At 71.6% G+C, this 24,870-nt stretch carries 29 protein-coding genes and 1 pseudogene; 17 read left to right on the plus strand and 13 right to left on the minus strand.

Annotated features, from left to right (window positions below):
- Positions 1-11: 11 nt before the first annotated feature.
- Complete coding sequence (locus Actob_RS34250; protein WP_284916038.1) at positions 12-1,208, minus strand: glycosyltransferase; 1,197 nt, start codon at positions 1,206-1,208, stop codon at positions 12-14.
- A 222-nt stretch (positions 1,209-1,430) separates the two neighbouring features.
- On the opposite strand from Actob_RS34250, the gene Actob_RS34255 reads away from it, so the two are divergent.
- Positions 1,431-1,868 (plus strand): SRPBCC family protein, encoded by a 438-nt coding sequence (locus tag Actob_RS34255; RefSeq protein WP_284916039.1) that lies wholly within the window; start codon positions 1,431-1,433, stop codon positions 1,866-1,868.
- Here the strand turns inward: Actob_RS34255 and Actob_RS34260 are convergent.
- The gene (locus tag Actob_RS34260) at positions 1,859-3,448 is read right to left on the minus strand and encodes a phytoene desaturase family protein (RefSeq protein ID WP_284916040.1); all 1,590 of its coding nucleotides are present in this window, start codon (positions 3,446-3,448) and stop codon (positions 1,859-1,861) included. The genes Actob_RS34255 and Actob_RS34260 overlap by 10 nt on opposite strands.
- A gap of 52 nt (positions 3,449-3,500) precedes the next feature.
- Between Actob_RS34260 and Actob_RS34265 the strand changes: the two genes are divergently transcribed.
- The 3 genes from Actob_RS34265 to Actob_RS34275 all read left to right on the plus strand — a co-directional run bounded on the left by Actob_RS34265 (position 3,501) and on the right by Actob_RS34275 (position 4,770).
- Entirely contained in the window at positions 3,501-3,899 is a 399-nt protein-coding gene (locus Actob_RS34265; RefSeq protein ID WP_284916041.1) for a DUF2795 domain-containing protein, read from the plus strand.
- Positions 3,896-4,360, plus strand: a complete 465-nt coding sequence (locus Actob_RS34270) for an SRPBCC family protein (RefSeq protein ID WP_284916042.1) — start codon at positions 3,896-3,898, stop codon at positions 4,358-4,360. Before Actob_RS34265 ends, Actob_RS34270 begins: the two co-directional genes overlap by 4 nt.
- Before the next feature lie 230 nt (positions 4,361-4,590).
- The gene (locus Actob_RS34275; RefSeq protein WP_284916043.1) at positions 4,591-4,770 is read left to right on the plus strand and encodes a hypothetical protein; all 180 of its coding nucleotides are present in this window, start codon (positions 4,591-4,593) and stop codon (positions 4,768-4,770) included.
- A 33-nt stretch (positions 4,771-4,803) separates the two neighbouring features.
- Here the strand turns inward: Actob_RS34275 and Actob_RS34280 are convergent, their stop codons facing one another.
- Entirely contained in the window at positions 4,804-5,430 is a 627-nt protein-coding gene (locus tag Actob_RS34280; protein ID WP_284916044.1) for a hypothetical protein, read from the minus strand.
- A gap of 217 nt (positions 5,431-5,647) precedes the next feature.
- On the opposite strand from Actob_RS34280, the gene Actob_RS34285 reads away from it, so the two are divergent.
- Entirely contained in the window at positions 5,648-5,857 is a 210-nt protein-coding gene (locus tag Actob_RS34285; protein WP_284916045.1) for a hypothetical protein, read from the plus strand.
- Positions 5,858-6,049: 192 nt separating this feature from the next.
- Here Actob_RS34285 and Actob_RS34290 read toward each other — a convergent pair whose 3' ends face one another.
- Positions 6,050-6,424, minus strand: coding sequence for a hypothetical protein (locus Actob_RS34290; protein WP_284922436.1), 375 nt, complete (start codon positions 6,422-6,424; stop codon positions 6,050-6,052).
- 371 nt (positions 6,425-6,795) lie between these two features.
- Between Actob_RS34290 and Actob_RS34295 the strand changes: the two genes are divergently transcribed.
- Positions 6,796-7,152, plus strand: coding sequence for a DUF6401 family natural product biosynthesis protein (locus Actob_RS34295; RefSeq protein ID WP_284916046.1), 357 nt, complete (start codon positions 6,796-6,798; stop codon positions 7,150-7,152).
- A 247-nt stretch (positions 7,153-7,399) separates the two neighbouring features.
- On the opposite strand, the gene Actob_RS34300 is transcribed toward Actob_RS34295, so the two are convergent.
- Both Actob_RS34300 and Actob_RS34305 read right to left on the minus strand, forming a co-directional pair.
- Positions 7,400-9,217, minus strand: coding sequence for a mechanosensitive ion channel family protein (locus Actob_RS34300; RefSeq protein WP_284916047.1), 1,818 nt, complete (start codon positions 9,215-9,217; stop codon positions 7,400-7,402).
- Between the two features lie 149 nt (positions 9,218-9,366).
- Positions 9,367-10,122 (minus strand): hypothetical protein, encoded by a 756-nt coding sequence (locus Actob_RS34305; RefSeq protein WP_284916048.1) that lies wholly within the window; start codon positions 10,120-10,122, stop codon positions 9,367-9,369.
- 155 nt (positions 10,123-10,277) lie between these two features.
- On the opposite strand from Actob_RS34305, the gene Actob_RS34310 reads away from it, so the two are divergent.
- The 3 genes from Actob_RS34310 to Actob_RS34320 all read left to right on the plus strand — a co-directional run bounded on the left by Actob_RS34310 (position 10,278) and on the right by Actob_RS34320 (position 14,179).
- Positions 10,278-12,401 carry an ATP-binding SpoIIE family protein phosphatase gene (locus Actob_RS34310; RefSeq protein ID WP_284916049.1) on the plus strand — a complete coding sequence of 708 codons (2,124 nt, stop codon included), beginning with the start codon at positions 10,278-10,280 and terminating at the stop codon, positions 12,399-12,401.
- A 257-nt stretch (positions 12,402-12,658) separates the two neighbouring features.
- Positions 12,659-13,384 (plus strand): VOC family protein, encoded by a 726-nt coding sequence (locus tag Actob_RS34315; RefSeq protein WP_284916050.1) that lies wholly within the window; start codon positions 12,659-12,661, stop codon positions 13,382-13,384.
- 354 nt (positions 13,385-13,738) lie between these two features.
- On the plus strand, positions 13,739-14,179 hold the full coding sequence (locus Actob_RS34320) for a MarR family winged helix-turn-helix transcriptional regulator (protein ID WP_284916051.1): 441 nt from the start codon (positions 13,739-13,741) through the stop codon (positions 14,177-14,179).
- A gap of 84 nt (positions 14,180-14,263) precedes the next feature.
- On the opposite strand, the gene Actob_RS34325 is transcribed toward Actob_RS34320, so the two are convergent.
- A complete protein-coding gene (locus tag Actob_RS34325) occupies positions 14,264-14,509 on the minus strand; it encodes a hypothetical protein (protein ID WP_284916052.1) in 246 nt (81 codons plus the stop codon).
- 771 nt (positions 14,510-15,280) lie between these two features.
- Positions 15,281-15,493 carry a hypothetical protein gene (locus Actob_RS34330; protein WP_284916053.1) on the minus strand — a complete coding sequence of 71 codons (213 nt, stop codon included), beginning with the start codon at positions 15,491-15,493 and terminating at the stop codon, positions 15,281-15,283.
- Between the two features lie 1,020 nt (positions 15,494-16,513).
- On the opposite strand from Actob_RS34330, the gene Actob_RS44225 reads away from it, so the two are divergent.
- Positions 16,514-16,936, plus strand: coding sequence for a VG15 protein (locus Actob_RS44225; protein ID WP_456319233.1), 423 nt, complete (start codon positions 16,514-16,516; stop codon positions 16,934-16,936).
- A 13-nt stretch (positions 16,937-16,949) separates the two neighbouring features.
- Here the strand turns inward: Actob_RS44225 and Actob_RS34335 are convergent, their stop codons facing one another.
- Entirely contained in the window at positions 16,950-17,156 is a 207-nt protein-coding gene (locus tag Actob_RS34335) for a hypothetical protein (protein ID WP_284916054.1), read from the minus strand.
- A 197-nt stretch (positions 17,157-17,353) separates the two neighbouring features.
- Here Actob_RS34335 and Actob_RS34340 point away from each other — a divergent pair, with 197 nt between their 5' ends.
- From Actob_RS34340 to Actob_RS34360, 5 genes are all read left to right on the plus strand, one after another.
- Positions 17,354-17,872: a hypothetical protein gene (locus tag Actob_RS34340; protein WP_284916055.1), complete on the plus strand. Its 519-nt coding sequence runs from the start codon at positions 17,354-17,356 to the stop codon at positions 17,870-17,872.
- Positions 17,873-17,982: 110 nt separating this feature from the next.
- Positions 17,983-18,387, plus strand: a complete 405-nt coding sequence (locus tag Actob_RS34345) for a hypothetical protein (RefSeq protein ID WP_284916056.1) — start codon at positions 17,983-17,985, stop codon at positions 18,385-18,387.
- A 14-nt stretch (positions 18,388-18,401) separates the two neighbouring features.
- The gene (locus Actob_RS34350) at positions 18,402-18,827 is read left to right on the plus strand and encodes a hypothetical protein (RefSeq protein WP_284916057.1); all 426 of its coding nucleotides are present in this window, start codon (positions 18,402-18,404) and stop codon (positions 18,825-18,827) included.
- A gap of 456 nt (positions 18,828-19,283) precedes the next feature.
- Positions 19,284-20,234 carry a pirin family protein gene (locus Actob_RS34355; RefSeq protein WP_284916058.1) on the plus strand — a complete coding sequence of 317 codons (951 nt, stop codon included), beginning with the start codon at positions 19,284-19,286 and terminating at the stop codon, positions 20,232-20,234.
- 155 nt (positions 20,235-20,389) lie between these two features.
- On the plus strand, positions 20,390-20,857 hold the full coding sequence (locus Actob_RS34360) for a GNAT family N-acetyltransferase (protein WP_284916059.1): 468 nt from the start codon (positions 20,390-20,392) through the stop codon (positions 20,855-20,857).
- On the opposite strand, the gene Actob_RS44150 is transcribed toward Actob_RS34360, so the two are convergent.
- The 3 genes and pseudogenes from Actob_RS44150 to Actob_RS34370 form a co-directional block, all read right to left on the minus strand.
- Positions 20,850-20,972 (minus strand): Clp protease N-terminal domain-containing protein, encoded by a 123-nt coding sequence (locus Actob_RS44150; RefSeq protein ID WP_407653730.1) that lies wholly within the window; start codon positions 20,970-20,972, stop codon positions 20,850-20,852. The genes Actob_RS34360 and Actob_RS44150 overlap by 8 nt on opposite strands.
- A 354-nt stretch (positions 20,973-21,326) precedes the next feature.
- Positions 21,327-21,464, minus strand: a pseudogene (locus tag Actob_RS44155) (Clp protease N-terminal domain-containing protein); the annotation flags it as partial.
- A 1-nt stretch (position 21,465) separates the two neighbouring features.
- The gene (locus Actob_RS34370; protein ID WP_185045887.1) at positions 21,466-21,702 is read right to left on the minus strand and encodes a helix-turn-helix domain-containing protein; all 237 of its coding nucleotides are present in this window, start codon (positions 21,700-21,702) and stop codon (positions 21,466-21,468) included.
- An 86-nt stretch (positions 21,703-21,788) separates the two neighbouring features.
- On the opposite strand from Actob_RS34370, the gene Actob_RS34375 reads away from it, so the two are divergent.
- Positions 21,789-22,985 (plus strand): aminopeptidase, encoded by a 1,197-nt coding sequence (locus Actob_RS34375; RefSeq protein WP_284916062.1) that lies wholly within the window; start codon positions 21,789-21,791, stop codon positions 22,983-22,985.
- Positions 22,986-23,018: 33 nt separating this feature from the next.
- Here the strand turns inward: Actob_RS34375 and Actob_RS34380 are convergent, their stop codons facing one another.
- A complete protein-coding gene (locus Actob_RS34380; RefSeq protein WP_284916063.1) occupies positions 23,019-23,144 on the minus strand; it encodes a hypothetical protein in 126 nt (41 codons plus the stop codon).
- A 90-nt stretch (positions 23,145-23,234) separates the two neighbouring features.
- Between Actob_RS34380 and Actob_RS34385 the strand changes: the two genes are divergently transcribed.
- A complete protein-coding gene (locus Actob_RS34385; RefSeq protein WP_284916065.1) occupies positions 23,235-24,812 on the plus strand; it encodes a phospholipase D family protein in 1,578 nt (525 codons plus the stop codon).
- The last annotated feature ends 58 nt before the right edge of the window (positions 24,813-24,870 follow it).

Below are 24,870 nucleotides of genomic sequence, written 5' to 3' on the forward strand. Positions count from 1 at the left end.
GCGGCGTACTACTACGCGACCGCTTCCGCCTCCGGCTCGGCGGCCGGGCGGCGCAGGCCGGTGACGGCCGAGTAGACCGAGCCGATCTGCGCGGCGACCCGCTTCCACGAGTACGCCTGGCGGGCCCGGTCCAGCGCGGCGGTGGCGTAGGTGAACCGCCGCACCTTGTCGTTGATCAGGCGGCGGACCGCACCGCCGAGCGCGCGCGGGTCACGGGCCGGGACCAGGTCCCCGGTCAGGCCGTCGACAACGGTCTCGGTCAGCCCGCCCACCGCGGTCCCGACGATCGGCACGCCGCAGGCCATCGCCTCCAGCGCGGACCGCTCGAACTGCTCCTGCCAGGGCGCGGCGACCAGCAGGTCGGCGGAGCGGTACCAGCTCGGCATGTCCCGGTGCGGCACCGCGCCGATCAGCCGGAGCCGGTCGGCGACCTGGAACCGCTCGGCGAGCGCGCGCAGCGACTTGGCGCCCGGGTCGGCGGTGAGCTGGTCGGCCGGCGGGCCGCCGACCACCACCATCTCGGCGCCGGGCACGTAGCGCATCGCCTGGATGACGTCGCCGAAGCCCTTGTGCTCGACCAGCTTGCCGACCGAGAGGATGCGCGGGCGCTCCGGGTCGCGCGGGGCGATCGGGCCCTCCGGGGTGAACCGCTCGCTGTCCACGCCGGCCGGGACCATGGTGAGCCGGGCCCGCGGCACCCCGATCCGGACCAGGCCGAGCACCTCGTCCTGGGTCTGCGCGACCACCCGGTCGACGGCCCGGCCGAGTGCCCGCTCGTAACCGGTGCGGGACGGGCCGGCGCTGCTCGGGTCGATCGCGCCGAGCTCGTGGAACGACTGCACCACCGGGATGTTGATCTGCCTGGCGGCGGTCACCGCGGCCAGGCCGCTGGTCCAGAAGTGCGCGTGCGCCACGTCCGGCGTCCAGCCGCCGCCCTGCCACTGCTCGCTGAGCGCCCGGGCGAACTCCGCCATGTGCGGCAGCAGGTCCTCGTCCGGCAGCGGGCGGGCCGGACCGGCCGGGACGTGCACCACGCGTACCCCGTCGGCGACCGGGACGACCTCGGCCACCTCGGGATCGGTGCGACGGGTGTAGACCCGTACCTCGTGCCCGAGATCGGCGAGCGCGGCGGACAGGTCGGCGACGTGGGCGTGCTGGTCGCCCACGCCGAGCGGGCTGGCGTGCTCGGAGATCATCGCAATGCGCACGGGCGGGCTCTCCTCAGCGGCGAAGGCAGCAGGTGACAACGGCAGGCTTCGTTGCCCGTCGACCTTCAGCGTAAACATCCCGGTGGCCGGTCAGCTGCCGATCCGGCGGCGGTGGTACTCGGTGTCGTGGTCGGTCAACGCCGCCTGATCTTCGTTGCGGCCGCCCTCCCGGCCCGGTGGCGCTCCCGGTTGAAGGACCACACCCGGGGTAAAACGTTCCCCGTGGCAACCGTGACGCGCACCGTGCAAGCCCCGCCCGAGCAGGTCTTCGCCGTTCTGGCCGACGGCTGGTCGTACAGCGACTGGGTGGTCGGCACCTCACACATCCGGGACGTCGAGCCGTCCTGGCCCGCACCCGGGGCGAAACTGCACCACAAGGCCGGCCCATGGCCGTTCTCCCTGCACGACTCGTCGACAGTGCTGGAGTGCGTGCCGGATCGCGAGCTGAAGATCCGGGCCGGCCTGTGGCCGCTGGGCGAGGCCGTCGTCGACATCGTCCTGGAGCCGCAGTCCGACGGCGGCACCCGGGTGGTGATGCACGAGGACTTCGAGGCCGGCCCGCTGCTCTGGCTGCGCAACAAGCTCAACGACGTGGTGCTGCACCAGCGCAACGTCGAGGCGTTGCGCCGGCTCGCCGACATCGCGGAGGCTCACTCGTAGATCAGCCGGTGGGCGGTCTCCACGAACCCCCGGTATGCCCCGCCGGTCAGTCCACGGTCGCGGGCCAGCGCGGCCCGCGCCGCGTTGGCACCGGGCGCGCCGTGCACGCCACCGCCGGGGTGCGCCGACGAGCTGCCCAGGTACAACCGGTCCACCGGCGTGTCGGCACGCCCCAGCCCGGGCACCGGCCGCAGGAACAGCTGCTGGAACGCCGCCGACGTCCCGCCCCCGATCGCCCCGCCGACCAGCGACGGGTCCTCCCGCTCCAGGTCACCGGGCGCGAACACGTGCCGCCCGACGACCCGGCCGCGGAACCCGGGCGCCTGTGCCTCGAGCACCGCCTCGATCCGCTCCACGTGCGCCGCGATCTCGTCGGCCGGCCACCGCTCCCGGTGCGGCAGGTGGGTGTACGCCCACGCGCTCTCCGTCCCGGCCGGCGACCGGCTCGGATCCGCCGTGGTCATCTGCCCGAGCAGCAGGAACGGGTCGTCCGGCATCTCGCCCGTGGCGATCCGGGCGGAATACCTGGTCAGCCCGTTCAGATCGGCGCCCAGGTGCACCGTCCCGGCCTTGCCGACCTCGGCGTTCTTCCACGGGATCGGGCCGTCCAGCGCCCAGTCGACCTTTACCGTCGCCCCGTCCCAGCGGAAGTGCGCCAGGTCCTCGGCCAGCCGCGACGGCAGCCACCGGGTGCCCACCAGGTCCAGGTACAGCGCCGGTGCCGGCACGTCGGCGACCACCGCCCGGCGGGCCCGCCAGTCCCGGCCGTCAGCGGTCCGCACCCCCATCGCCCGGCCGCGCGCCACCAGGACCCGGGTCACCGGCGCGCCGTAGACGATCTCGCCGCCCGTCGACCGCAACCGCTGGATCAGCGCCGAAGTGATCTTGCCGGCGCCACCCACCGGCACCGGCCAGCCGACCTCCTGGCCGAGCATGGCGAGCAGCCAGCCGTACACCCCGCCGCCCGCCTCCTCCGGCGACAGGTCGGTGTGCAGCGCGCAGCCGGCCAGCGCCACCCGCGCGCCCTCGCCGCTGAACAGCTCCGAACCCAGCTCCCGGGCGGAGAGCACGAGCCGCCGGGCCAGCCGCAGCGACTGGCCCACGCCGAGCTTGCGGGCCAGCCCCAGACCGGCGCGCACCGGCGGGAACGGCCGGGTGATCGCCTCCAGCATGCGCCCGGAGACGGCGGTCCAGTCCTCGTACGCGTGCCGCCACCGCTCGCCGTCCCCGTCCGCGAACGCCTCCATCGAGGCCATGGTCCGCTCCAGCTCCCGGCTGACCGTGGCGGCCCGCCCGTCCGGCAGCAGGTGGGTGAACACGGCGGGGGCGTGCGTCCAGGTCACCCCGTGCCGCTCCAGCTCCATCTCGCGCATGACGGGAGAGGCGTACCCGAGCGGATAGAACGCGCTGAACAGGTCCGACAGGTATCCGGGCGCGGTGATCTCGCCGGAGCGCACCGCACCGCCCGGATGCCCGGTGGCCTCCAGCACCCGTACCGTCCAACCCGCGTCGGCCAGTATGTTGGCCGCCACCAATCCGTTGTGCCCGGCTCCCACGATGACCGCATCAACGATGTCCACATTCGCACGTTAGCCACGTTTAGCCCCGAACCGCGAGGGCACCCCGTGAATCATGGAACGGGGAAACAGCAAGCACGGCGCGGTGCTCGACGAGCAGATGGCCCAGGAGGTGCGTGGCATCTCCCAGGGTGTCGCCGGTAACCGCGCCGAGGAATGGCACACACCCGAGCCGTCCGGCGACGATCAGCCGCCGGTCAGCATCGCCCCGAACGGCGACTTCGGCCGGGGCATCCCGAACGGCGTGGGCAGCTCGCAGGGCGAGGCGCTCAGCCGGTTCGGCAGCTACCTGAACCGGAACGCCTTCCCCGGCGACCGGTCGGCGCTGGAGGCGTCAGCGCTGGCCATGGAAGCGCCCGACGACGTGCTGCGGCGGATCCGGAGCCTGCCCGAGGGCAGGACGTTCCAGAACACCGCCGAAGCCTGGCACGCGAGTGAAGGAGGTACCGCGTGAGCACGGTCACCGAGTTCGTTGACGTCAACGTCCCGGTCCGCACCTGCTACGACCAGTGGACCCAGTTCGAGGAGTTCCCGCGCTTCATGGACGGCGTGGCGGAGATCCACCAGCTGGACGACACCCACCTGCACTGGAAGACCACCATCGCCGGGGTCACCCGCGAGTTCGACGCGGAGATCACCGAGCAGCTCCCGGACGAGCGGGTCGCCTGGACCGCCACGGAGGGCGAGAAACAGGCCGGCGTGGTGACCTTCCACCGCCTGGACGACACGCACACCCGGGTCACGGTGCAGCTCGACTTCGACCCGCAGGGGTTCGTGGAGACCGCCGGCGACAAGCTCGGCATGGTGGACCGGCGGGTCAAGGGCGACCTGCACCGCTTCAAGGAGTTCATCGAGAGCCGCGGCGGCATCACCACCGGCGCCTGGCGCGGCAAGGTCGACCGGCCCGGCATCTGACCGTTTTCATCTTCCGGCTGACGGCCGCCCTCCGGGGCGGCCGTCTTCATGCCGTCGCCCCCTCACGGTCCGCCTCCCGCCAGGTTCCCGCTTTCCGGTACGGCCTGCGAACGGTCCCCCGCGCCGCCCGCCCCGAGCCCCTCGATTCCCGGTACGCCGCCGCCGGTCCCGTCCCGGCCGGGGCCGTCGCCTGATCGTTTCGGGCGGCTCCCACCGGGTACGCGACAGTCATGACCGAGCAACCCGAAGGCGCCTGGCGCGACGAAGAGAAGCTGCCCCTGCAGGATCTGAAGAACGCCATGGCGACCTGGGACACCGACGGACAGAACGAACCCAACGACAACGACACCGGCAACCAGCCGGGGGACGACGTGCGGCCGAGCACGGTGGGACCGAGCGGGCCGCAGTGATCAGCGTGTTCTCGGCGGGACCGGCTCGCGGCGTCAGCCGCTCGGGCGCCGAGCCGGCAGGTGGCGTCGCAGGAGCACGTCGCCCAGCCCGGCCACCGCGCGGACCGCGTACCGGTCGGCGGCTCGTGGCCACCCGCCCTCCCGGAGGATCGCGCCGGCCGGCGTGCCGTTACTGGTGAACCACGGGGTGGCCACCGCGCCGGCGCCACCGTCCAGCGCCAGCCGGAACGGCGCTCCGGTCCCGGCCGTGACGACCACCGAGCCCACGCCGCCGGTGAAGGTGACCGGCACCGTACCGGCCGGGGCCGGCAGCCAGAGCTCGGCGAGCCCGGCGGCGCCCAGATCCAGCCGATCGACCAGGCCGCCGCGCAGATCGACCCGCTCCTCCCCGGCACCGGCCGGCAGCCGGATGTCCCAGCGGACGTCCCGGTTCAGCAGGATCCGCACCTCGTCCAGGCCGTCGCCGCCGGTGGCCCGCAGCCGCACCAGGACCCGGCCGCCGCGCCGGCTGACCACCGGCGCCACCCCGGCGTCCCCCGCCGAACTCACCCGGTAGAGCAGCCCGGGAAGCTCCGCCGTCACCACCCGGACCCGGCTCGCGGCGTCCAGCACGGTGAGCCGGGCACCCCGCTCCGGTCGTGAGCCGGTCCGGTCAAGCAACGATCCGGCCACCACCCGATCCGGCCGGACCGGTACCGGCAGCGAAACCGGCCCGGATTTCCGGACGATCGGGACCAGACCCGCTCCGACCAGCGCGAACGCACCCACTACGGCGGCAATTGAGTGGCTCCGACGCAAGGTTGAGGGCACCATCGGACAACGCAGAATCGGCCGAACGGGTGACGGCGATCCGGACTTATCGAGCCAGAATTTCCGGGTGCGATCTGCCGGATTCCTGTCTGAACGTCAGCGCCGCCTCGCGTGGCTGGGCTTCCTCCTGGCCGCCTTCCAGGCGCCGCTGGCAGCGAAGCTCATCGATGACGCCTCGTGGTTCTTCGCCGTCGTCGTGGCCCTGGTGGTAGCCACGGTCATCGTCGCCGACGACACCCAGCGCCGCCGCCCGGAGCCCGCCGAGATCCCGGAATAACCGGCCCCTTCCACCGCGCCGCCGGCACCCGCCGCTCGCGGCCCCCTCACCGCCCCGGCACGTCGCCGCCCGCGGCCCACTAACCGCGCCCCGGCACCCGCCGTCGGCCCATCCACCCGCGACCGCTGGCACCGTGCTGCCAGCGGCCCCGGCGTGCTGGCGACACCCGCGGCCGCGTCCATGGCGCGTGCGTCAGCCGGGCAGCGCCTCGTGTCCAGGGCGGCCGTGCGTGCGGCGGCGTTCCTTGAGTTCCGCCTCGTAAAGATGCCGGCGCCCGCCCGCGAGCTCGTTCCGAGCGTCTTCCTCCACCTGCCGGAGCTCCCGGTAATACCCGTCGTCATACTCCTCGACGAGCTGGAACGTCCACCGCCCCGGCACCACGTTCCGCCCGATCAGCTCCCGCTCGATCCGTTCCGCGACAGCGGTGTGCCCACCCTGCATGAACAGCGAGACGGCCTCGTCCAGCATGAAGTCGGCGGTCCCGGTCAGCTGATGCATCGAGTACAGATGCCCGCGCACCCGCTCCACCGTCTCCAGCGCCTCACTCAGCTTCCCGAGCGCCTGCACCGTGACGTCGTCGAGCCCCTCCGGCCGCCGATGCCGCGCATCGGGCCCGCTCCCGCCGCCATTCCCCGCGCCCGGCCCGCCGTCCGTGCCGCCCGGGCCGCCGCTCGCCGCGCCCGAGCCGCCGCCTGTGCCGCCCGGCCCGCCGCTCGCCGCGCCCGAGCCGCCGCCCGTGCCGCCGTCCGTGCCGCCCGGTCCGCCGCCCGCAGCGCCCGGCCCGCCGTCCGTTTCTGTAGCCATCGCGCCCTTCCTCTCCCTCAGTTTCCGATTCCGCTCATACCCGCTCGACCCGTCGCCGAACAACGACAGCTTCAACCGAGCTGCACCGTTAGGAAGAACCGTTGGCTACCCGGCGGTCTCTAACTTTTCTTCTCATGAATGGTCTGTTCAGCAACGCCGCCGCCCGCGCCGCCCTCCGCTCCGCGCACGCCTCGCTCGCCGACCTGACCGCTGCCGTTGGCGTCAGCGGTCTCACCGCCGCCCAGGCCTCCCCCGGTCTGATGTCCGTGATCGACCAGCACGCCGCCGGTGTCCGCGACAGCCTCGCCGCGGACACCCGCCCGCTGACCCCGATCCTGCTCGCCGCTTACGCCGAGGGCGTCCGCGACGCCGCCTACCAGCACGGCTGGGTCGCCCCCGAGGGCGAGATCGACTGGTCCGAGAACGACTGGGTCCTCCGCCGCCTGCTCGCCGTCTGCATGCTCGCCCGCACCCTCCCCACCCCGAACTGACCCACCCGGCCGGATCTGCCAGACCCTTCACCAGCCCTGCCGACGGCAGGCCAAGGCAAGGGCCGGGCCTGACCGATCACCCGGCCCGACAGCCGGCCTGATCAGCCACAACCAGCCCAAGCCCACAGGGCCGGCACCGCCCGCGGTGCCGGCCCTTCCCCGTGCGACCGCCGCCACGACCGGCCGAGCAGCGGACCGGCACCCCCACAGGCCGCCGCCCTCGCGGACCGGCACCCCCGCCGACCGGTCACTCGGCCGGCGGATCCTTCGGCCGCGCCGACGGGATCGTCGGCGAGTCGTCGGAACCGTCCGGGTCGGTCCGGCTCCGCTCCGGCTGGGGCAGCGGGACCACCTGGGTGCGGTCCCCGTCCTCGGCCTTGTCGATCACCACCGTCCGGTCCGGCCCGGGCGACGGGATCACCGTCGTCGTCTCCTCACCGGACCCCTGGGTGATCACCGTGGTCGTATCACCGTCACCATCGGCCACCCGGCCGCCCGCCGCCGAGTCGGCCGCCCCGCCGCCCGCCGCCGGGTCGGCCAACCCGCCGCCCGGGCCGTCGGCCACGCCGCCGCCCGGGCCGTCGGCCGCAGTCGTCCCGCCGGCGTCACGGTCATCCGGCTCCGCGTCCCCCGCGACACCCTCCGACGCGCCCCCGGGCGATCCGTCACCGCCCACCAGAACGGTCGGCACCGTCCGCTCGTCACCCGCCGAGGAAGACCCGGCATCTCGTGGGAACGCCGTTGGCACCGTCTCCGAGTCGTCAGCCGCCCCCTGCGGAGCCCCGGCCAACCGTCCACCACCGCCTCCCGGCTGCCCGGACGACTCCCCCGCGCCCGAGCCGTGGTGGTCGGACCACATCGGCCGCACGCCCGGCGTGATCACCGTGGTCTCGCCGGTGCTGGCACGCGGTCCCGGATCGCCCGGCTCCTCGTCACCGGAAGTCTCCGGTGCGCCGCCGAATCCCGGGATGAAGTGCAGCCCGTCCTCGCCGGGAGCCGGGATCACCTGGGTCTCGTCGTCGGGTCGTCCCGGATGAGCCGATGACGCGCGACGGTCCTCGGCCGCGCGTGCCTCCCGCTGCCGCCGCTCGATCTCGGCCCGCCGCGCCTCCTCGGCCCGCCGCGCCTCCTCGGCCCGGCGCTGCTCCTCGGCCTGACGCTGCTGGTCAGCGCGACGCTGCTCCTCAGCCCGGCGCTCCTCCACCCGGCGCTGCTCCTCGGCCCGGCGCTCCTCGACGCGGCGTTCCTCCTCGGCTCGGCGCTCCTCCTCGGCCCGGCGTGCCTCCTCGGCGCGCTGGGCCTCGGCCAGGCGACGGGCCTCCGCCGCTTTCCGCTCCTCCTCGGCCTGCCGGGCCGCCTCCGCCAGGCGGGCCTCCTCGGCGCGGCGCTCCTCCTCCGCCCGGGCCGCGGCCTGGCGGGCACGCTCCTCCGAGTACGCCCGAGCCTGCTCCCGGATGGCCGCCGACTCCACGGCGGCCCGGTCCAGCCACCCCTCCCAGCGCTGCCGCATCGGCCGGACGAGCCCGCCGCCGACCCCCACGATGATCACCCCGGCGACGGTGGCCAGCACCGCGATCAGCAGCGGCCGGGTGACAGTGGTGGCGATGCCGACCTGGTCCAGCCCGGCGATCACGCCGAGCGTGACGATCACCGCGGCGACCGCCCTGGCCAGGACCCGCGCATAGCCCAGCTCGCCGAGTGCGTTGCCGATCAGGTCGTGCACGGCGCCGGCCACGGCGATCGCGGCCACCACGATCACGATCGCCACGAAGAGCTGCGGCAGCCAGGCGATCAACGCGTTGAGCAGGGTGCTCACCTGGTTCGGTCCCCACAGGCCGAAGGCGAACTGCACCGCGATCAGCAGGACCGCCCAGTAGGCCAGCCGGGCGCAGAGCGCCACCGGGTCGGTGCCGCGCAACAGCCGGCCGGCGAGACCGCGCCCGGCGGCGCGGTCGAGGCCCACCCGGCGCAGCGCTCTCGCCGTGATCGTGCGGGCCAGCCGGGCCAGCAGCCAGCCGATCAGCAGCACGGCGACGAACGCCAGCGCCACTGGGAGGTAAAGCACCAGGGACCGCCACATGTCACTCAGTCCACGGCTCAACCCGTCGCCGGTCATCCGCCCTCCCTCGCTCCGTGTGGCACGCCGGTCGGCGCCTTCCACGAAACCCTAGGAGTCGGATGTACCACCAGCCCCTGACAAAAACCGCCGGCGGCTCAGGAACAGACCGTCTCGCCGACCGCGCAGCCGGTGGTCGGCTCCGTCGCCGGCCACCCGGTCGCCGCGGCCGGCTCGGTGGGCGTGCTGTCCGGTTCCGGCCGCCCGGTCCCGGCGGTCGGCTCGACGGTCGGCGTCCCGCTCGTCGGCTGCGTACCGTGTCCCACGGTCAGGGTGGGCTTGCCGATCCGCCCGGTGGCCGAGGGCGAGGCGGACGCCGTCCGCCGGCGCTTGGGCTTTCGCGAGGCCGAGGGTGCGGCCGAGGCTGGGGTGACGGCGGCCGTGGCGGGCACGACGTCCTTCACCGGGTGCGCGTCGGGCACCGAGGTGACCGCGCTGGTGACCGGCGCCGGCACGGTGGACGCCGGGGGTCCGGCACCGTCGCCGGTCATCGCATAGCCGGCCCCGGCCGCCACCAGCACCGCCAGCCCGGCGCCGGCGAGCCCGGCCCAGCGGCGACGGCCGGTGCCCGGCCGGCTGGCCGGCATGTCCGGCATTCCGGAACCGGGCGCCGGATCGGAAGAGGCAGATGACGTGACGGATCCGGATTCCGCGACCACCAGGCGCCGGCCGGGCGACGCCGGATAGGGATCGTCGTCGGGCGCGTCGAGCACCACCGGCATCGTGACCGTCTCCGCCGCCTGCGACCACCCGTCCAACTCGGCCCAGCGCCGCTCGGTCCACGCGTCCGGCGCCGGAGCTCCCGGACCCGGGCCCGGTACGCGCACCGGCAGCGGCTCCCCTCGTTCGATCACGGGCGCGACTATAAATGATCAAGGAATACGCAGGTCACAGTGGGCGATCACGCAGTGTGACGCAGTGCGGGGACGACTTCCGGCACTCCGTCAAGAATCGGACGGTCGGCCGGTGCGACATCGTACAAACGGCCCACTCGGGATAGTCTTTCTGCATGGTCGGCTCGGGAGCGGCACGCCCGCCAGCGATCTCCACGCTGCCCGTGCAGTCCGCGGGCGCCAAGGGATGCGCGTCTCTGGTGCACGCCCGCGACTGGTCCGGCACGACGCTGGGCCCGGCCGACGGGTGGGATCCGGCCGTGCGCGCCGCCGTCGATCTGCTGCTCGAGTCCCCGGTCCCGATGATGTTGATTTACGGGCCGGACTGCCTGGTGCTCTACAACGACGCCTACGCGGAGGTGCTGGGCGACCTGCACCCGGCCGCGCTGGGCGTGCCCGCGGTGCGGGCCTTCGGCGAGGCGTGGGACCAGCCCGGCATGGGTGACGTGATCAGCCGGGTGTTCCGCACCGGCCATCCGGTGCTGGAGCCGGAGAGCCAGGTGACGCTGCGGCCCGGCGGCGCGGAGCCGGCCTTCTACACCCGCGGGCACTCCGTGGTGCGTGACTCGCGTGGGTCGACCGTCGGCGTGCTCACGGTGGCCGCCGAGACGACCCAGGTGATCCACCGGCTGCAGAGCCTCAGTGAGCTGACCGCCCGGCTGGCCGGCGCGCTGACCATCGACGATGTCACCCGCGTCGTCCTGGCGTACGCGATGGCCTCCTTCGATCTCGACCACTGCGCGCTCGCCGTCGACGACGGCGGCTCCTACCGATATGTCCGCCGGATCCGCGGCGAGATGCTGGACGAGGCGGACGAGCGCCTGCCCCCGGTCTGGCGGCGGCTCAGCACCGACCTGGCCGCGCCACTGGTCGCCGCGGCCGAGTCGGGCCGGGCGACCTTCGTCGCCGACGGCGAGCCGCTGCGCGCGATCGCGCAGGATCGGCACGAGCGCCGGGTTCGCGCGCTGGCCGCCCTCCCGCTGCGCACGCCTTCCGTGCGCGGCGCCCTGACCATGGGTTTCCGCCGGGCGCACGCCTGGCTCCCGGCCGAGCGGGCCCTGCTGCGCGCCGCCGCCGAGCTGGTGGCGCAGGCGGCCGAGCGGGCCCGCCGGTTCGAGGCCCAGCACGGCACCGCCCAGCTGCTGCAGCGCAGCATGCTCCCGGAGCACCTGCCCGAGCTGGACACCTTCCGGATCGCCGCGCGCTACGACGTCGGCGTCGACGGGAACGCGGCGGGTGGCGACTTCTACGACGCGTTCCGGCTCATCGACGGCCGGCTGGCCATGGTGCTCGGCGACGTGGCCGGGCACGACGTGCGCGCCGCCGCGGTGATGGGCCAGGTCCGGGCGGCGCTGCGGGCGCTCGCGCTGACCGACCCGGCCCCGCCCAGCGTGCTCGCCGGGCTGGACCGGCTGGTCGGCTCACTGGGCGCCGAGTCGCGGAACGAGGAGATCTTCGTGACCGTGGTCTACGGCGTCCTGGACCCGGCCGACGGCTCGATCACCCTGGCCAGCGCCGGCCACCCGCCACCGGTGCTGCGCCGGGCCGGGCTACGCGGCGAGCCGGCCACCGCCGAGCTGGTGAAGGTGCCGCCCGGCGCCCCGCTCGGCCTGGGCGGCCGCTGGCAGACCGGTTCACTGCTGCTGGAGCCGGGCGACACCATCCTGATGTACAGCGACGGCGTGGTGGAGCGCCGCGGCCGCCCGCTGAACGCCGGCCTGGACGCGCTGGTCGCGGCCGCCGCCGGCTCGGCCAGCGGCGACCCGCGGAACATGTGCTCGCTGGCCACCGCGGCGGTCGAGGGCACCACCGACGACGACGTGGCGGTGCTCGCGGTGGAGCATGCCCTGGCGATGAGCCGGTCGGCGACCATGCAGGTGGCCGCCGAGCCGACCGGGCCGAGCCGGGTCCGGCAGTGGATGACCACCCGGCTGCGCGAGTGGCAGGTGCCGGAGCCGGTGATCGGCGCGGCGATCCTGTGCACCAGTGAGCTGACCACCAACGCCCTGCTGCACGCGGGCACCCCGGCACAGGTGCACATCGACCTGAACGCGGAGCGGCTGCTGGTCTCGGTGGCCGACACCGGCACCCGGGGCAGCGTGATCCGGGCCCGGGCCGACGCGCTCGCCAGCCGGGGTCGCGGACTCGGCCTGATCGAGGAGCTGAGCGACTCGTGGGGCACCGATCCCACGGTGCGTGGTTCCACTGTCTGGTTCGAGATGCTGCTCAACAGAGAGTAACCATGCGCACGCGAAGACGTTTTTCGATCCGATTACTGACAGTTCCGAACGTGAACTATCTTCCACAACCGCTGTCACTATCACATGGATCACTCACGTACTTACGCTACGTAGTTTAATACTGCTCTAAACCGGACAATGAACCGTGCGGTGGTGACGAAGCGTTATCAGTGCCGTAGAGTGCTCAGCAACTGGGGACGTCCATGATGGAGCGGCACATGCGGATCAGAGGGTATGCACCACTGACACCCTGTTGGGTGGAATTGGCGAGTGCGGATCCTGCGCGAGCGGCGCAGTTCTACGGAGAGTTGTTCGGCTGGGAATCAGCCGGTGACCGCTTCAAGCTCAACGGGCGGGCCGTGGCGGGGCTCACCCGCAGCGGGGCGAACCGTCCCGACGGGTGGCTCACGCATCTGAGCACACCCGACCTCGAGGAGACGCTGGAGCAGGTGGCGCTGGCCGGCGGCGCCTGCGTGAGCCAGCCCGCCGACGCGCACGGGGGGCGCCGGGCGGTGGTGGCCGATCCGGCCGGTGCGGTGATCGGGCTCTGGGAGCCGGCCGACTTCGCGGGGGCGCAGGCCGGTGGCGAGCCGGGCACCATGTCGTGGCCGGAATTGATTACCGACGACCCGAACGCCGCCGCTCTGTTCTACGGCTCCGCGTTCGGCTGGCTGCTGCGTCACGACTTCGGCGTCGGCGAGTGGCTGAACCAGGCCCACGACGCCATCGCCGGCCTGGCCTCGGGCTACCGCGGCGCCTGGTGGCGGGCGGCCTTCCAGGTCGAGGACATCGCGGCCACCGCGAATCTGTGCGAGCGCCTGGGCGGTGCGCTTCTCGCGGAGCCGACCGAGGCGGGCCTGTCCGAATTCGCCGAGCTGCGGGACCCGTTCGGGGCGCGTTTCACGGTGGCGGCGCCGGTGCACCACCCGGTGGAGCTGACCGTGTCGCTCGGGTCGCTCGGCGGGCTGCCCGCCTTCGAGTAACTGATCATCGGTTCACCTGCGGAAAGGCCGGCCCTTCGGGGCCGGCTTTCGCGTTCGGCCCGCGTCCGGCCCAGCCACTTCGGACCGCCGATTTCCGGTACGCCGTGAGCACCGCGCCGGGGCTGCCTCGGTCCACGGCGTCAGCTCCGGCGTCGCCACCTTCGGCACGCGCTCGTGGCGAGTCCGGTGGCCCGCTTTCCTGGTGTTGATCTCACCGGGTGGGGCGGATACGGCCCGGCGCGGCCTCGCGGTCGTGGGGAAAAGCGGACATCGCGGGTAGGCACGGGACTCGGCGGGGACGTACCTGATACTTTGAATTTGAAGTTTCAGTTTTGAACGAGTACGCTTCTTCGCATGGCTGAACCGCTCAGTGAGAGCCAGTTGCGGCACTGGCGCGCGTTCATCGAGAGCTCGTGGGCGCTGCACACGACGCTCGAGGACGAGCTGCGGGCCGCCACCGGGCTGAGCATGAACGACTACCACGTCCTGGTCGCGCTCGCCGAGGCGCCGGGGCGGCGGATCCGGATGGGCGAGCTGGCCAGCCGGCTGGTCCTGTCGCCGAGCCGGGTCACCTATCAGATCAGCTCCATGGTCAAACGCGGTCTGGTCGACAAGGAGAGCTGTCCCGACGACAAGCGCGGCTTCGAGGCCGTGCTGACCGAGCGGGGGCTGACGGCGCTGCGCGAGGCCGCGCCGGCGCACCTGGATACCGTCCGCCGAAGCTTCATCGACCACCTCGACGACGAGGAACTGGCCGTCATCGGCCGCGCCTTCGCCAAAATCCGCAAGGCGTGACATCACGATCGGCGCCTCTGGTAACGGGGCCGGCCAGAGCTTGGGGATGGTCGGCCGCGCCATTGTCACCGCATCCCGGCGCGGTCAGCCACTGAGGTGACAGTCGCTGTGTTGTTCCTCGCCGGCGAGCAACCTGTCGGCGATTACGGTCGCCACTTCGTTCAGTTCGGCTATCTCCTCGGCTACTGCCTTCATCGCGTACGCAGCGTCCGACCGTGGACCGTCGCGCTTCGTCTTCTCGACGAGGTCGGCGAACGACGCGACCGAGATCGGTAGGTCGTTCCACATCTTGCAGAGGTCTTCCAGGCTTTTGCCTCCCAGTTCTGACATGTAGATATCGTCCTCCTAGACGCGTCGCCAAGACGGAGAATCACCGTAAGGCTGATTGCTGACAGTCCTTTGGTCCATCCCTGGGGATGCACCATCGGCGGCTGCCCTCCGCACCGAAGCGGCATAGCGCCTCGGGCTCTAGATGGCGACCGAATGCTGTAGCCACCGGACGGGTTTCCGCCGCGTGGCACTCTTCGGTGTGCCTGGCGAACCGGCCACCCACCGCAGCTTGCTCTTGCGACAGGACCGCGCCGGACGGGCCGCTGCCTGGCTGTTCGGCTTGCCAGTCGGAGGATCGCTGTCCTTCTTCGTTTCCGGAGAAACCTCGCCGTCCGCGCGGTGTCGCCGTTCTGACGCAACTCCGCACGCATCGTTCCAGAGCGCTGACGAATGGCCTCCCGTGCGATTCCGGCAGCAGCGACCGCGAGATAGGCCGACGGTGGTGAGCAGCGGGCTGGGATCGCGGCTGTCGGCCATGCCCCTCGGTGCGACCCGCCGCCTTCCCGCGCCGCCGCCTTCTCCGAGATCCGGATGAACGAGGATCGCGGGCGTGATTTGCACAGTCCGCCCGGGCAAGGACATTGTCGGGCTCCTGTCGCACAAAAGCGATTACCAGCGTGTCGGCTTCCTACCCCGTCCGGATCATCTCCGATGAGGTCGATACCGTGCGCGTCATGGTGTACGACATCCTCCGCCGCTGCGCCGCGGATGGCCGGTCGATGGTTGACGCCTTCGCTCACATCCTCGACGTGAGGCAGGATGGCGACCCGGTCACCGCTCCACTCGACGGCTGGTCTTCTCCATTTTGAACATCGCGGCCCAAATGGTCACCGTCAGGAGGAGTGTTCCGGAGAAGGCACCGGCGCCGGCCGTAACGATTTGGTTGACGCTGGCGCCTGCCGCGTCCGAAAGCCAGCCAGCAATCAATGCCGCGATGATGGCTAATTCGAGAAAGACGACGAGAACGCAGAACCGATTTGGCATGCGGTCCATGGGAACGCAGAAACCCCGCGCTTCAAAGCCCGGGGTGTCCTTTTGTTCATGATGCGCACAACCGTCGCATAACGTACTAGTAACCCGTACAAGGTCTGCGCGCACCGTATCGCGCCTGATGCGACTTGGAAACCCCCGAACCGCATCGCGGCGCAATAGTCCACTCCCGAGAGGCCTCAGACCCCCACCGGCCTGGGCCTCTGCCATTCCGGCCGAGGCGCGTAACGCCGGAGGTGAGGCGCGAAGGTCCGTACGCCCAGCGCCGCACCGGATCGAGACCGCGGCGCTCGTGCTGATCCTTTTCGCAGTCGGCAGGGCAGCCGGTGGGGCGTCGTTCACGCACGTCCGCGACTGGACCATGCGGCACGTTCCGGCCGGCACCCAGGTTGGTTCGGCTGGGACAACGCGATCATCTTTGAGCGGGTCCCGTCAACGCTGTTGGAGATGCCCAGGCATCAGCGGGCGAGTGAGGCAGCCGGCCGGTGTTGGACGGCACCGTCAACTTCGCCCACGGGCAACCGCCGCTGTCTCGCTCGGCTTGATCACCCAAACCGCTCCGTCCTCAATCCCACCGCCAGCGACCGCGCGTAAGCCTCGCCGTTTGCGTGCCGGATGACGCAGCTCACTAGTTCTTCAGCTTTGAAGCTAAACACTGGTCTTTCAGATTCGAAAGAGCTATTGGGTCGCCAGTCTCGGGAAGCACCTCAGGAGCTTCGGCGCCCTCGACGTACTCACCCGTGTCCTCGTTTTCAACCGCGGGCGCTGAGTCGGCGGATTCAACCGGGCTCGTCACCTTGCTCGACCCGACCGACCTCGACCGGATCTTTCCCGCCTACCTTCGCGTGGTCACTCAGATAATCGCGGAGGCGCGTCGGGTCAGTGCCCTGGTCGCGGGTGCCTCCCTGACCGCGTACCGCGGGCGTCGGCGGTGATGCTCCTGCGATTGCCTATGCCGGGCAGCTCCCGCCGGCCCGGCTCGCGACGAGCCTATTCGTTACGGGCCCTGTCCAGGTGAAGCGATCCCTCGCGGGAGGCGCGACGATTCAGACCTCGATTTCACGTGCCCGCGCGGCAACGGCCCGCGCTGCCGCCCGGCACACCGCGGACGCCGGCCGCAGCACCGTCCGCGACACGGTTCGGCGCGATCGGGTCGCGCTGGGTTGGGCACGGCTGACCGGCGGCGATCCCTGCTACTTCTGCGCCATGCTCGCTGGCCGGGGGGCGGTCTACATAGGCAAAGACAGTGCCAGGGGAGAGGACCCGTACCACGACGGTTGCGGCTGCATTCCTGTACCGGTCTTCTCGCGTGGCGGAGCGTGGACGGGCCGGTCCCGCGAGTACGCCCCCCTTTGGAAGGACTCAACCGAAGGGTACTCCGGTCGCGAGACAATAAGAGCCTTCCGCCGAGCCTATGAAGCCCGACGGAAGGCGTAAACCCAGGGATACCTCAGGGCCTGGAACTGTCATCGCTGGTCATAACAAGCGCCATCCACAGGCCCAGTCCGACCGTCATTGTTCCGATGAACGCGCCAGCGGCGTAGGCAGCGACCTCTGCAAGCGACCCTCCACTCGCGTCCTTGATCCAGGCCGCAGTGAGCCCAGCAATTACTCCCAACAGGACGAGATTTACGGCAACCAGCACACGCAACAACATGGCCGTCACTCTGCTCAAAGGACTCATGTCGCGCATGAAAATAGATACCCTTGGATCTAATTTTGGCGGAGTTGGCACACATCTTCGACGTTCCGTCATCGTGCCAAGACGCTGCGCATGTAGTGGCCTAGCGCTGTTCACCCGAAAGAGAAGCGGGCAGGTCCCGCACGCCGTCACGGGATCCAGAAGGTCACACCTTGTCGGAAGACCCCACCACCTCGCCCTCGACCGCGCCCGCTGGCAACGGTGACACGGCCGATGATGCGCCCAGCACCACCCCACCCCCTTCCGGCCAGGTGCCGCAGTGGGAGGGCGACTTCGACCCCGAGCGTGCTGCGCGCCTGGTCGAGAACCTGCGCCGCGATCTCGCCGAGGCCCGCGCGAAGGCCAAGACCCCGGCCTCGGAAGTCGCGGAGCTGAAGTCGCAGTTCGACGCGCTCAAGGGTGAACTGACTCAGTCGCGGCTCGACGCGGCGAAGGCCGACGCCATCGCCTCCGCCTGCATCCCGGCGCACCTGGCCGCCTACGTCTCCGGCTCGACGCCGGAGGAGATCAAGGCCAGCGCCGAGAAGGTCGCCGCGGACTTCAGCGTCTCCGTCGACCCGGACCCGATTCCGGGCCGGCCGAAGCCGCGCCTCACCCCGGGCCACGCCACCGATGACTCCGCCCACTCATTCGATCCCGTCGCCGTCGCCGGGGCATCCCGGAGACCCTGACCCTTCCCTACAACGCTTCGACTCCGGAGCTGACCTTCACCAAGGCGCGGAAGACCCTCCGCGACCTGGGCCTGTCTCCGGATGGGCTCTGGGCGGCGTGCGGGACCGGGGTGTACGCGGAGCTGACCGACGCGAAGGCGATCTCCGACGCCTCCCAGTCCGGCTCGACGGAGGCTCTGCGCAACGCCCGTGTCGGGCGCGTCCGGGGCTTCAACACCTTCGAGCACAACTGTCTCGACGATGACGAGACCATCTTCTACAACCGTGATGCGGTGTCCCTGGCGATCCGTGCCCCGTACCCGCCGGAGGGCACTGCCTTCTCCGCGATGCAGTCCGAGGGCGGCTTCGCGATGACCTGGATCAAGGACTACGGCTCCTCGATCCTGAAGAACCGCTCGGTTTTCCCGACCTACGCCGGCGCTCAGGTCATCAAGGTCAAGCGGCTGGCCAAGGATGGGGCGACTTCCCTGATCACTCCGGCCATCCGGGTCAAGACCTCGATCGTTCCTGCCTGAGCGGGGGGCCGAGCGTGAGTCTGCCTCCGCTGGCCACCGTCGAGGCGCTTGCCGTGCGCCTCGACGGCGAGGCCCTGACCGGCGCCGACCTTGCGCGGGCACGTGCTGCGCTCGACGACGTCTCGGCTCTTGTCCGACTGGAGGCGGGTGTCGATTGGGTCGCCACCGACGGGGCCACGATCACCGCTCCGGCGGCCGTCGTGGCTGTCGTTCTGGCGGCGGCCCTGCGCGGCTACCGCAACCCGGACGCTTTCCCGAGCGAATCCGTCGGCTCCTACTCCTACCAGTACGCCCAGGGCTCGACGTCCGCTTATCTCACCGACAGCGAGATCCGAGTCGTCAAGGCCGCCGCAACCGGCCGAGCACGTGCCTACTCCATCCGTACGCCGCCGGCGTACGAGTGGCCGACGCAGCCCCGCGCACCCTGGGAGGCCCCGTGAGGTTCCCCGACGCCGTCCCGGTGCTCCGACCCGCCGGCGTTGACGAGCACGGCAACTCCGGTACGAGTTGGGCCCCCCAGAGGAGTTCGTCGCAGTCGGCTTCTCCTGGTTTACCGGCACGGCCCGGACATCAGGAGCGTCGCGCCCGAGTTTGGCCCACTACCTGCGGCTGATCCGGACAACGGTCGGCCGCTCTGTTCCTTCTCTGTTCTGGCGCGTCTGCGCCCCCTGCATAAGAAGGCCCCTTGGCGGGCGACCCGACTTAAGGGGGCCGCCCACTAGGTCACATCCCACCGCTGACGAGCAACGAACGAGCCCGGCCCGCCCTAGCGGCCGGGCTTTTCGTGCCTAGAGCCGGATGACGTGGCTCACTAGTTTTTCAGATTTTAAAGGAATCCCTAGTCTTTCAGATTTGAAAGAGCTACGCTGACCGCACTGAAGTCAGGAGGGCTTGAGATGCCTGCGATCACCGTTGATGACGTCCTTGTTCTGCCGCGTCTGCCGAAGCTGGACCCGGTCACGACGGAGTACCGCCCGGTGCGCCGCCTGACCACCGCGCCGCAGGGCTACGAGGGCGAGGGCTTCCCAGTGCGGCGCGCGTTCGCCGGGGTGCCGCTGTCCGAGCTTGATCCCTTCATCCACCTGGACCAGATGGGTGAGGTCGACTACGCGCCGGGCGAACCGAAGGGCACGCCCTGGCACCCGCACCGGGGATTCGAAACGGTCACCTACATGATCGATGGGATCATGGACCACCAGGACTCGCTGGGTGGCGGGGGCTCGATCTCCAACAGTGACACGCAGTGGATGACCGCCGGTTCCGGGATCCTGCACATCGAGGCGCCGCCGGAGCACCTGGTGACCAGCGGCGGCCTGTTCCACGGACTGCAGCTCTGGGTGAACCTGCCGCGCGCCGCCAAGATGATCGACCCGAAGTACCAGGACATCCGCGGCAAGGCGGCCGCCCTGCTGACGACCCCGGACGGCGGTGCGCTGATCCGGATCATCGCGGGCTCGGTGGCCGGGCACGCGGGGCCCGGCTCGACCTTCACCCCGATCAACCTGGCGCACGTGACGCTCCAGCCGGGCGCGCGGCTCGACCTGCCGTGGCAGCCGGAGTACAACGCGCTGGTCTACACGCTCTCCGGCGAGGGCTGGGCCGGCACCGACATGCGCCCGATCACACTCGGTCAGCTGGCCACGTTCGGCACCGGCGACGCGATCCGCGTGGAGGCGAAGACCGAGCTGGACCTGTTCATCATGGGCGGCCGGCCGATCCGCGAGCCGATCGCGCACTACGGCCCGTTCGTGATGAACACGAAGGCCGAGCTCCAGCAGGCCTTCGAGGACTTCCAGAAGGGCCGCCTGGGCACCATCCCGGCAGCCCGGCTGCCGCACACCGATTGATTCTTTCGGTACGCGATGAGCCCGCACCGTTGGCCGCCGGAGATTGCCCGTTACCGACCGCATGCCGCCGAGCCCCGGGCTCGGCGGCTCCGGGCGTACCGGAAATCGTCCACCCGAAGCACAGCGGGCCGGGACCGGGTCGCTAACCTGCGGCCGTGGCGATCCGTCAGGCAGTGCCCGCCGACGCGGGGGAACTGATCCGGCTGCGCGCGATTCTGCTGCGCACCTTCGACATGCCGGGGTGGAACGACGACTGGCGCGAGCCGGCCCGCCGGACGCTGGTGGAGCAGCTCGGGCGGCCGGCGGCGACGCTCGGCGCGTTCGTGGTGGACCGGCCGGCCGGGGACGGACTGGCGGCATGTGCGCTCGGGCAGATCGAGCAGCGGCTGGGCAATCCGGCCAACCCGGACGGGCGGATCGGCTACGTCTACAACGTGGTGACCGATGTCGATATGCGGCGGCGCGGGTACTCCCGCGCCTGCATGGAGGCGCTGCTGGAGTGGTTCCGGGAGCGCGGGGTGCGGGCCGCCGACCTGCGGGCGTCGGCCGACGGCGAGGCGCTCTACGAGTCGCTCGGGTTCCGCAGGAGCCACGAGCCGGGGATGCGGCTGACGATCAGCTGACGCTGCGGACCTCCAGGGACCGGGTCAGCTCGGCGCGCAGTCGCTCGATGTCCACCGCACGCTCGGCGAGGACCAGCATCGCCAGCCCCTGACCCTCCCGGATCATGCCCAGCATGATGTGCTCCGGCGCGATGAACTTGTGCTTGAGCCGCAACGCCTCGCGCAGCGACAACTCTAGCACCTTCTTGTTCCGCGCGGAGAACGGGATGTGCCCGCTGGTGGTGAAGTACTGCTTGCCGAAGAGGCCGCGCTTCTTCGGGGCGGGGCGCGGCAGCCGCAGCGAGCCGGCGCCGAAGTTCTCCTCGATCGCGGCGCGGACCGCCTCCAGGTCGATGCCGATCGCCTTGAGCGCCGCGGCGTCCTCGGCATCGCGCTCCGCGGTGGCCGCCGACTCGGTGGTGCGGTCGCCGACGTGCCGGACGACGGCGTCGCGCACCGCGGCCCGGTCGACGCCGGCCCCGCGCAGCACCGCCGCCGCGCCGCAGTCGGTGGCCAGCAGCGCGAGCAGCAGGTGCTCCGTGCCGATCCTGGAATGGCCCAGCTCACGTGCCTGCTCCTGGGCGCCGGTCACGACGGCGCGCGCATCCAGGGTGAATCGCTCGAACATCTCAGCCCTCCCGCGGGTCGTGCATCGGCATCAGACGTGCGTGCTTCTTGTGTACGCCCTGACGGGTCACCTCGAGCGCGTCGGCGATCTCCTGCCAGGACCAGCCCTTGCTACGGGCATTCGCCACCTGGAGGTGCTCCAGGCCCTCCAGCAGGCGGCGCAGTGCCACCACCGCGCGGAGCCCGACCCGGGGGTCGGCGCTGCTCGCGGCGGCGGCGAGGTCGGTTGCCTCGGTCATGGTGTCAACCTACGTTGACGCAGCCCGGATTGTCAACCTCGGTTGACGGGCGGGCTTTTGCCGGCGCCCGCAACTAGGCTTCCGGCATGAATTGGATCGAGCGTTTCGCCGACGTCGTGGTCCGGGCCGGGGTCAACATCCAGCCCGGGCAGGGTGTGGTGCTCAACACCGACACCGCCCACCTGCAGGTCGCCCGCGCGGTGGTCGAGGCCGCCTACCGAGCCGGCGCCGCCTGGGTCGAGCCGGTGTGGCGAGACGGCCCGATGCACCGCTCGGCGGTCGATCACGCCTCTCTCGACCAGCTCCGGTCCAGCCGCCCGTGGGCGGTGCGGCGCATCCAGGAGTGGGCCGAGCAGGGCTCCGCCTTCATCACGCTGGTCGGTGACGCCGACCCGCACGTGCTCGACGGCGCCGACCCGGCGCGGGCCGCCGCGGTCCGGGTGGAGGAGCAGCTGGCCTATCGCGACGCGGTGATGGGCAAGCTGCGCTGGACGGTGATCGGCGCGCCGAACCCGGGGTGGGCCACCCAGGTCTACGGCGAGCCTGACGTCGACCGGCTGTGGGCCGCCGTCGGCGTCGCGATGCGCCTCGACCAGCCGGATCCGGTGGCCGCCTGGCAGCAGCGGGCCGCCACCCTCGGCGAGCGCGGGGCGACGCTGGACGCGCTGGAGCTGACCGAGGTCCGCTACCACGGCGAGGGCACCGACCTGACCGTCGGGCTGATCCCGGGCTGCCACTGGACCGGTGGCGGCATGATCGACGACGCCGGGATCCCGTACCTGCCGAACATCCCCACCGAGGAGGTGTTCACCAGCCCGGACCGGCGGCGGGCGGACGGCACGCTCCGGATCACCAAGCCGCTGGCGCTGCAGGGCCGGCTGGTCCAGGGGCTGCGGCTGACCTTCGAGGGCGGCCGGATCGTGGCGGCCACCGCCGACGAGGGGCAGGACATCGTCGAGGCGCAGCTGGCCACCGACGAGGGCGCCCGGCACCTGGGCGAGGTGTCGCTGGTCGACCGGGACAGCCGGATCGCCCAGGCCGGCATCGTCTTCCACAACACGCTCTACGACGAGAACGCGGGGTGTCACGTGGCGTGGGGCCAGAGCTTCCCGTTCGCCGTGCCGGGTGGCGTCGGCATGACCCCCGAGCAGCGCGCCGAGCTGGGGCTCAACGTCTCGGGGGTGCACACCGACGTGGTGGTCGGCGGGGAGGGCATCACCGTCACCGGCACCGGTCCGAAAGGGACCGTCGACATCATCCGCGACGACGAGTGGGTGCTGTGAGGGCGGCCCACCACGAGATCGCGAGCGGCGAGATCAGGACATGAACAGGAGTGCGGTGGTGCCGAGCAGCACCAGCAGCAGCACCGTGACGAGCAGACCCGTCTCGGCGGATTCGGCGGTTTCGGGCAGGGGTGTGGTGGTGAGCGGTTCACTGCTCATGAGGAGACTCCTCCGCGGGGGTCGCGGGACATGCGTGCGGCGGCCGGGGGGCTTACGGTGAGGGCGTCGTCGACCTCGGAGGGGTTGCCTGTGCCACCGGAGGACTGGCTGCTGACCGCCGCCGAACGCGGCAACCCGCACACCGACTTACCCACCTGGTGTTCCGGAAACACCGCCGAACCACTCATTCACGGAAAGACGTACTTCTCCCGATTGATGGCGGAAGTGGAGCGGCTCGAGGCGGGTGACCACCTGCTGTTCACCGACTGGCGGGGCGACCCGGACGAGCTGGTGGCCGACGACGGGCCGACGATCGCCGAGCTGTTCGCGGCGGCCGCCCGGCGCGGCGTGGTGGTCAAGGGGCTGCTCTGGCGCTCGCACCTGGACAAGCTGGCGTACAGCGAGGAGGAGAACCGCAACCTCGGGGACGCCATCCGGGAGGCCGGCGGCGAGGTGCTGCTCGACCAGCGGGTCCGGCGCGGCGGCTCGCACCACCAGAAACTCGTGGTGCTGCGGCACCCGGGCCGGCCCGAGCGGGACGTGGCCTTCGTCGGCGGGATCGACCTGTGCCACAGCCGGCGGGACGACGCCGACCATCACGGTGACCAGCAGGCGGTGCGGATGGCCGCCGCCTACGGCCCGACCCCGCCCTGGCACGACGTGCAGCTGGAGCTGCGCGGACCGGTGGTCGGCGCGCTGGACCTGACGTTCCGGGAGCGCTGGTGCGATCCGGCGCCGCTGGACCAGCACGGGCCGATCTCCACGGCGATGGACAAGCTGAAGCACGCCGACCTGCACGCCGACCGGATGCCGCCGCAGCCACCGGACCCGCCGCCGTGCGGGCCGATGACCGTGCAGGTGCTGCGGACCTATCCGGCGATGCGCCCGCGCTACGGTTTCGCCCCGCTCGGCGAGCAGACGGTGGCACGCGGCTACACCAAGGCGATCAAGCGGGCCCGGCGGCTGATCTACCTGGAGGACCAGTATCTCTGGTCGGCCGAGGTGGCCCAGCTGTTCGCCGAGGCCTTGCAGGCCAATCCGGAGCTGCACCTGATCGCCGTGGTGCCGCGGCATCCGGACGTGGACGGGGCGTTCGCGCTGCCGCCCAACCAGGTGGGCCGGGAGCAGGCGATCGACCTGTGCCGGCACGCCGCGGCCGACCGGGTGCACATCTTCGACCTGGAGAACACCGCCGGGACACCGATCTACGTGCACGCCAAGGTGTGCGTTGTCGACGACGTGTGGTGCAGCGTGGGCAGCGACAACTTCAACCGTCGTTCGTGGACGCACGACAGCGAGCTGTCCTGCGCGGTCCTCGACACGACACCGGACGAGCGGGACCCGCGGGATCCGGCCGGGCTGGGCGACGGCGCCCGGCGGTTCCCCCGCGAGCTGCGGCTCGCGCTGATGCGCGAGCACCTCGACACCGAGGAGGACAAGGACCTGCTGGACCCGGTCTCCGCGGTGCGCAGGATGACAGCGGCCGCCGAGGCGCTGCGCGACTGGAGCGACGGCGGTCGTCGCGGCCCCCGCCCGCCGGGCCGCTTGATCCCGCACTCGACCGAGCGTCTCCCCTGGTTCCAGCGCGCCTGGGCGACTCCGGCGTACCGGTTGATCTACGATCCGGACGGCCGTCCGTGGCGCGATCGCCGAGCCGGCCGATGGTGACCGGGGGTATGCCTGGGTACACCTCGGCACGGTGGCCAGCGGGATGGGCCGCGCATGA

This window comes from Actinoplanes oblitus (genome assembly GCF_030252345.1).
Classification (GTDB): Bacteria; Actinomycetota; Actinomycetes; order Mycobacteriales; family Micromonosporaceae; genus Actinoplanes; species Actinoplanes oblitus.

Coding starts and splice junctions, on each gene's coding strand:
- Actob_RS34265 (WP_284916041.1), top strand. CDS start 3,501: ATGGAACGGGGAAACAGCAAGCACGGCGCGGTGCTCGACGAGCAGATG.
- Actob_RS34275 (WP_284916043.1), top strand. CDS start 4,591: ATGACCGAGCAACCCGAAGGCGCCTGGCGCGACGAAGAGAAGCTGCCC.
- Actob_RS34295 (WP_284916046.1), top strand. CDS start 6,796: ATGAATGGTCTGTTCAGCAACGCCGCCGCCCGCGCCGCCCTCCGCTCC.
- Actob_RS34310 (WP_284916049.1), top strand. CDS start 10,278: ATGGTCGGCTCGGGAGCGGCACGCCCGCCAGCGATCTCCACGCTGCCC.
- Actob_RS34320 (WP_284916051.1), top strand. CDS start 13,739: ATGGCTGAACCGCTCAGTGAGAGCCAGTTGCGGCACTGGCGCGCGTTC.
- Actob_RS34325 (WP_284916052.1), bottom strand. CDS start 14,509: ATGTCAGAACTGGGAGGCAAAAGCCTGGAAGACCTCTGCAAGATGTGG.
- Actob_RS34330 (WP_284916053.1), bottom strand. CDS start 15,493: ATGCCAAATCGGTTCTGCGTTCTCGTCGTCTTTCTCGAATTAGCCATC.
- Actob_RS34335 (WP_284916054.1), bottom strand. CDS start 17,156: ATGTTGTTGCGTGTGCTGGTTGCCGTAAATCTCGTCCTGTTGGGAGTA.
- Actob_RS34355 (WP_284916058.1), top strand. CDS start 19,284: ATGCCTGCGATCACCGTTGATGACGTCCTTGTTCTGCCGCGTCTGCCG.
- Actob_RS44150 (WP_407653730.1), bottom strand. CDS start 20,972: ATGCTGGGCATGATCCGGGAGGGTCAGGGGCTGGCGATGCTGGTCCTC.
- Actob_RS34370 (WP_185045887.1), bottom strand. CDS start 21,702: ATGACCGAGGCAACCGACCTCGCCGCCGCCGCGAGCAGCGCCGACCCC.
- Actob_RS34375 (WP_284916062.1), top strand. CDS start 21,789: ATGAATTGGATCGAGCGTTTCGCCGACGTCGTGGTCCGGGCCGGGGTC.
- Actob_RS34380 (WP_284916063.1), bottom strand. CDS start 23,144: ATGAGCAGTGAACCGCTCACCACCACACCCCTGCCCGAAACCGCCGAA.